The 3,773-nt window shown below is 72.1% G+C and carries 3 protein-coding genes; all 3 read right to left on the reverse strand.

The genetic code is table 11. The features are described from left to right. Positions 1-51: 51 nt before the first annotated feature. Positions 52-1,335: an isocitrate lyase gene (gene aceA / locus VGR37_09740; GenBank protein HEV2147670.1), complete on the reverse strand. Its 1,284-nt coding sequence runs from the start codon at positions 1,333-1,335 to the stop codon at positions 52-54. Positions 1,336-1,398: 63 nt separating this feature from the next. Next, the gene (gene aceB / locus VGR37_09745; protein HEV2147671.1) at positions 1,399-2,997 is read right to left on the reverse strand and encodes a malate synthase A; all 1,599 of its coding nucleotides are present in this window, start codon (positions 2,995-2,997) and stop codon (positions 1,399-1,401) included. 240 nt (positions 2,998-3,237) lie between these two features. Next, positions 3,238-3,773 (reverse strand): GNAT family N-acetyltransferase (locus tag VGR37_09750; protein ID HEV2147672.1); only part of this gene is annotated, 536 nt, incomplete at its 5' end.

A 3,773-nucleotide genomic window follows, 5' to 3' on the forward strand; every position in this document is an offset into this window, starting at 1 on the left:
GGGCCGCATCGCGCGGCCCGCCCGCCGTGTCTCCGCCATCCGTCCACCCGATCAGTGGAACTGCTCGGCCTCCGTGGAGCCGGCGAGCGCCGCGGTGGACGCCTCGCCGCCCGAGAGCGTCTGGAGCACCTGGTCGAAGTACCCCGTCCCCACCTCGCGCTGGTGCCTGGTGGCGGTGTAGCCGGCCTCCTCCAGCGCGAACTCCTCGTCCTGCAGCCGTACGTAGGCCGGCATCCCCTCGCGGGCGTAGCCCTGCGCCAGCTTGAAGGTCTCCAGGTTGATCAGGTGCCACCCGGCCAGGGTGATGAACTGGAACCGGTACCCCATGGCCCCCAGCTCGCGCTGGAACTTCGCGATGGTGGCGGCGTCCAGCTTGCGGCTCCAGTTGAAGGAGGGGGAGCAGTTGTAGGCCAGCATCTTCCCCGGGTGCTCCTTCCGGATCGCCTCGGCGAAGGTGCGGGCCTCGTCCAGGTCCGGCGTGGAGGTCTCGCACCAGACCAGGTCCGCCAGGGGGGCGTACGAGAGCCCCCGGGCGATGGCCGAATCCAGCCCGCTCCGCACCCGGTAGTACCCCTCGGCGGTGCGCTCGCCAGTCAGGAACTCCCGGTCGCGCTCGTCCACGTCGCTGGTGAGCAGGGTGGCCGCGTTGGCGTCAGTGCGCGCGACCAGCCAGGTGGGGACGTCCAGGACGTCCGCCGCCAGCCGCGCCGCCGAGAGGGTGCGGACGAACTGGCTGGTGGGGACCAGCACCTTGCCGCCCAGGTGGCCGCACTTCTTCTCCGCGGCGAGCTGGTCCTCGAAGTGGACCCCGGCGGCGCCGGCCTCGATCATCCCCTTCATCAGCTCGTAGGCGTTCAGCGGCCCGCCGAACCCGGCCTCCGCGTCCGCCACGATCGGCACCATCCAGTGCCGCCCCGCGTTCCCCTCGCTCCACTCGATCTGGTCGGCGCGGAGCAGGGCGTTGTTGAGCCGCCGCACCACGGCGGGGACGCTGTTGGCGGGGTAGAGGCTCTGGTCCGGGTAGGTGTGGCCGGCCAGGTTCATGTCGCCCGCCACCTGCCACCCGCTCAGGTAGATGGCCTGCAGCCCCGCCCTGACCATCTGCACCGCCTGCGCGCCGGTGAGCGCCCCGAAGGTGCGGACGAAGTCCTCGCTCTCCAAGAGCTCGGCGAGCCGCTCCGCGCCCAGGCGGGCCAGCGTGTGCTCCACGCGGACCGAGCCCCGCAGCCGCACCACCTCCTCCGCCGTGTACGGGCGGGTGATCCCCTCCCAGCGCGGCTCCACCGCCCACCGGCTCTCCAGCTCCCGCACCTGCGTCTCGAAGTCCTGGTTCATTTCGTCCTCGTGTCTTTTTCGGTTCGGTTCAGCGGTCCCAGGTCAGGCACTCCGTGCAGGCGCCTACTTCAGCCGGGCGTACGCGGGGAGCGTCAGGAACGGGGTGAACTCCCCGTCCAGCACCAGCTCGTCCAGCAGCTCCACCGCGTCCTCCAGGCAGCGCGTGTCCTCGCGCTCGGCGCGGAGCGCTGCCATCTCCTCGTCCCGGATGGCGCAGTACAGGTCCGGGGTCATGGGCCGCCCGTCGGACAGCGTCGTCCGGTGGCGGATCCACTGCCAGAGCTGCGCCCGTGAGATCTCGGCGGTGGCGGCGTCCTCCATCAGGTTCTGGATGGCGACGGCGCCGTTCCCGCCCAGCCACGCCTCGATGTACTGGATGGCGACGGAGACGTTGTTGCGGACCCCCTCCTCCGTCACCTCGCCGCCCAGGATCCCCGTCTTCAGCAGGTCGCAGTCGCCGTGGTCGATGTCGTCGCGCTGCCGATCCTTCTGGTTCGGGCGGTCGCCGAGCACCGCGTCGAACTCCTCGCGCGCCACGGGGACCAGGTCCGGGTGGGCCACCCAGGTCCCGTCGAAGCCCTGCGACGCCTCGCGCCGCTTGTCCTCGCGCACCTTGGCGAGGGCGCGCTCGGTGACCTCCTCGTCGCGCCGGTTGGGGATGAACGCGGCCATCCCACCCATGGCGTGCGCGCCTCGCCTGTGGCACGTCTTCACCAGGAGCTCGGCGTAGCACTTCATGAAGGGCACGCCCATGGTGACCTGCGCCCGGTCCGCCAGGACGAAGTCGCCCCGGTTCCGGAACTTCTTGATCACGCTGAAGATGTAGTCCCACCGCCCGGCGTTCAGGCCGGCGGCGTGCTCGCGCAGCTCGTACAGGATCTCGTCCATCTCGAAGGCGGCGAGGATGGTCTCGATCAGCACCGTGGCGCGGATCGTCCCCCGCGGGACGCCGAGCTCTTCCTGCGCGGCCAGGAACACGTCGTTCCACAGGCGCGCCTCGCGGTGGCTCTCCAGCTTGGGGAGGTAGAAGTACGGGCCGGAGCCGCGGTCCAGCAGCTCGCGGGCGTTGTGGAAGAAGAAGAGCCCGAAGTCGAAGAGCGAGGCGGATACGGGCTCGCCGTCCACGTGCACGTGCCGCTCCGGGAGGTGCCACCCGCGCGGGCGGACGATCAGCGTCGCCGTCCGCTCGGCCAGCCGGTACTCCTTCCCCTCCGGGGAGGTGAAGTCCACCTGGCGGCGGATCGCGTCGGCCAGGTTCACCTGCCCCTCGACCACGTTGCTCCAGGTGGGGGAAAGGGCGTCCTCGAAGTCCGCCATGAAGCACTTCGCGCCGGAGTTCAGCGCGTTGATCACCATCTTCCGGTCGGTGGGGCCGGTGATCTCCACCCGGCGATCGTCCAGGTCGGCGGGGGCGGGGGCCACTTTCCAGTCGCCGGCACGGACGTCGGCCGTCTCCTCCAGGTAGGCGGGAACGGCGCCGGCGTCGAACTCCGCCTGGCGGCGCTCGCGCTCGGCCAGGAGCGCCTGGCGCGCCGGGTTGAAGCGGCGGTGGAGCCGCGCCACGAACCCCAGCGCCTCCGGGGTGAGGACCCGCGCGGTCGCCTCGTTCTCCTCGCCCAGGACCTGCACCCCCTCCAGGGCGGTCTCCGTCACTCCCGTCATGCCGTCCTCCGTGGATGAGTGATTCGCAACGGTTCACGGTCCCGCACGGCGGAGCCGCGCAGGTGCACGCGGAGCTATATAGCAATCATGAAGCCGTGAGCCCGGCTCATCCACGCCCGTCCGGCGCGCGGGCGCTTCTTGTGGGGTAGCCGGGCCCGGAAGGGTGGGTGGGGAGGGGGCGGGGGGCCTACCCGATCGGGTGGGGCGTGGAGGGGGAGCCTCGCGGGGAGGCCCCGTCCGTCAGCCGCCGAAGCGGAAGAGGGTGCTGTCGCCCACGGGGCGATAGCCGATGCGGGTGTAGATGGAGTTGGAGGTGGGGTTCGCGAGGTCGGTGTAGAGCACGCAGAAGCGCCGCCCCTCCGCCAGCAGGTGGGCGCTGAGCGCGGCCACGCAGGCGGTGGCGTAGCCCCGGCCGCGCCACTCCGGCGGGGTGTAGACGGCGTTCACCGCCACGCCGTGCCGGGTGGGCCGGGCGCTCGCGGCCATGGTGCGCGGCTCGCCGCCCTCCTCCCAGAGGAACACCTCGCCCGCGGCGATCCGGTGCCGCGCCACGCCGCGCGCCCGCTCCTCGTCCGCCTCGCCCAGCGCCTCGGCGTCGAACGCCGCGATCCAGTCGGCCACCCGGTCTTCGTCCGCCGTCCCGGCGCGGCGGAGCTCGCCCGGCGCCTCCGGCACGGGCTGCACCTCCGTGAGCGCGTAGATCCGCTGCCGCATGGCGACCCGGGCCGGAGCACCCGTCGCCAGCGACCATCGCTCCGCGAAGCCCTCGGCCAGCG

This window comes from Longimicrobiaceae bacterium, from assembly GCA_035936415.1.
Classification (GTDB): domain Bacteria; phylum Gemmatimonadota; class Gemmatimonadetes; order Longimicrobiales; family Longimicrobiaceae; genus JAFAYN01.

Excerpts from the sequence above, each read along its gene's own strand:
- aceA (HEV2147670.1), bottom strand. The coding sequence starts at position 1,335 with ATGAACCAGGACTTCGAGACGCAGGTGCGGGAGCTGGAGAGCCGGTGG.
- aceB (HEV2147671.1), bottom strand. The coding sequence starts at position 2,997 with ATGACGGGAGTGACGGAGACCGCCCTGGAGGGGGTGCAGGTCCTGGGC.